The 2,142-nt window shown below is 59.4% G+C and carries 3 protein-coding genes; 1 reads left to right on the forward strand and 2 read right to left on the reverse strand.

Annotated elements, in window-relative coordinates; all coding sequences use genetic code 11:
- The coding region (locus tag VMX79_11080; protein ID HUV87640.1) for a hypothetical protein at nt 1–244 on the forward strand (244 nt) is incomplete at its 5' end.
- A gap of 43 nt (nt 245–287) precedes the next feature.
- On the opposite strand, the gene VMX79_11085 is transcribed toward VMX79_11080, so the two are convergent.
- Nucleotides 288–680 carry a hypothetical protein gene (locus VMX79_11085; protein ID HUV87641.1) on the reverse strand — a complete coding sequence of 131 codons (393 nt, stop codon included), beginning with the start codon at nt 678–680 and terminating at the stop codon, nt 288–290.
- A 2-nt stretch (nt 681–682) separates the two neighbouring features.
- The gene (locus tag VMX79_11090; GenBank protein HUV87642.1) at nt 683–1,987 is read right to left on the reverse strand and encodes a ChaB family protein; all 1,305 of its coding nucleotides are present in this window, start codon (nt 1,985–1,987) and stop codon (nt 683–685) included.
- Between the last annotated feature and the right edge of the window lie 155 nt (nt 1,988–2,142).

Genomic DNA, 2,142 nt, shown 5'->3' on the forward strand with positions numbered 1-2,142 from the left:
CCCCGCCCACAACGTCGGCGAAATGGTCGGCGCCAATCCAATACCGGCCGGTATTAACGTCGTGAGCGAAGCTATAACTCGGGAGGGCCAACGTCCCATCCGGGGCGTAAGCGTGCCCGCCCCACTCAAGGCCGTCGGTGATGTAGCCGTCGCCCGCACCTACTACGATTACGGGTACGCCATTGCCGACGAAGAGGCTCGCTACCGCGGCATAGGATGCACTGGCGACAAGCAACCCCAGTAAAATTGTTAATATTTTTCGCATATCACTTTTCCTTTCCCCGTTATTACGGGATGAGCGGTGCCGCTTTGGATTCGAGATGAACTTCCGTGAGTTCACCCGGGCCTATGGCCGCGACGAATATCTTGCCCGCCGTATTCGCGGCACCGCCCGCCCACGGGATTGCCATCCCGGCGGCGTCCGTTTGAACCCACGCATACTGGGTGCCAGCCACACCCGCGATGAGCGGGATGGCCGCGCCAGTCGTGATTAAAGTCGATCCGATGTCTTCGCAAACGCCCCACCCGCCAGCGGCAATATCCTCGGGCGCGCCACCTAATACCGGCTCGCCGGCAACGGTGCATTGCTCACGGGTATTGCCTATGAAGCGGTTGTGCGTCACAAGAACGGTCGGATGAATCGTTACCCCTCGTAAAGGGTGTTTACCGGACGTAACCATTTTTACGCCTCCTTGTCCTTCCGCCATTCGGCGTTGACCTCTATCTGCGCCGCGGCGAGAGTTATACCCTTTTCACGTGCCCGGACCTTGGCGTTCTCCGCCAACATAACGAGCGTCTCTTGGTCGGTCGGTAAGCCAGGACCTTCCGGCTCAACCGATAATGCCTCGACCTTTGTCTTGGCCGGCGGGTTGCCGAAAACGACGGCCGCGGTAAGCTTTTGCGTCCCGCGTGCCATCACGAGGCGCTTGACGAACTCGGCCTGGGGGAGCTTCTTCGTCCCCTCCTCGTCCATCCGCACCTCGCTCTTGCCGGCGCACCAATCCTCCAGCGCCACGTCGAGCGCCGGCGGCAGGTGGGCCTCGTTGCGGAACGCCAATGCCTGTCCCTTGGCCGTTACTGCGATGACCTTTTGTTCGGACTCAGTTACCCTGGTCTTGAGCGCCTCCACCTGCGCCGCTAACGCAGCGAACTGGGGGCTCTCCGAAACCCCTGGGGCAACCACGGGCTCGACTGTCGTCTCGGGCGGGGCCGCCGTGACCGGCGTCTCGTCGCCTTCCTCGTCCAGCTTTGCCAGTAGCGCCGACAGGGCCTCCTTGACCTTTTCCTTGATACCCATCTTTGTCTCCTTCGCGGCCGTCGCCGCTTTTTTGGGTTTGCGGTACTTACCGTCCTTGCCTTTCTCGTAACCCATCTTTTTTATCTGAGCCCACGCCGTAGCGTTGGCCTTGGCTTCATCGCCGTCGTATTGCTCGAAGGCAGCGTTGAACGCCTTAGTCCAAGCGTCCGAGCCGGCTTCGTCGTCGAATAAATCGGTTATCTTTTTAGGCGGCGACTTATAAGGCAAGGCTATCGGTTCGCCGAACGCCTGCGCGAGTAGTATCTGCGCACCCTCGCCAAGGCACGGCCCCGCCATATCGAGAGGGACGAAGCGGCCGCGGTCGCTATGGAACTCGACGGCCGGCGTCCGCGAGCCGAGGAGCGCGACGCTATCAAGCCGCGAACCATCCAAGCTCTCAATAGAAACATTCTTGTAGCCGCCCGACGTAACGGCTTCGAGTCCAGCCGGCGTCCAGTCGACGTAGTTGCCGAGCAATATTTCGCCCGCCTTCATCAATCCGCTAATCCAGCAAGGGGCCGGGTCGCCGGTCGTTATAACGTTCTTCGGGTCCGACAAATGCCCTATCGTTACCGGAATCTTCTCGTCGGGGCCGAATGCCGAAACCCACTTGTCGATTATCTCGTGGGTTATCTCGACTTCGCCGAACATCCCTTGCCACGTTCCAACCTGACAAACTGGTGCCCACATCGCGTTCGCTCCTTAATGAAAAAGGGCCGCCCCGAGTCTCCTCGGTAACGGCCCATCGGTTCTTCCGGTAGGGCTTATTTAGTTATCAAGTTATTTATCTTGCAATACTTCTCGTTCAATACGTTTTTTCGTCGGTTCGGCGAACCGCCGTAGTT

Source organism: bacterium (assembly GCA_035529855.1).
Lineage (GTDB): Bacteria > RBG-13-66-14 > B26-G2 > WVWN01 > WVWN01 > WVWN01.

Excerpts from the sequence above, each read along its gene's own strand:
- VMX79_11085 (HUV87641.1), bottom strand. The coding sequence starts at position 680 with ATGGTTACGTCCGGTAAACACCCTTTACGAGGGGTAACGATTCATCCG.
- VMX79_11090 (HUV87642.1), bottom strand. The coding sequence starts at position 1,987 with ATGTGGGCACCAGTTTGTCAGGTTGGAACGTGGCAAGGGATGTTCGGC.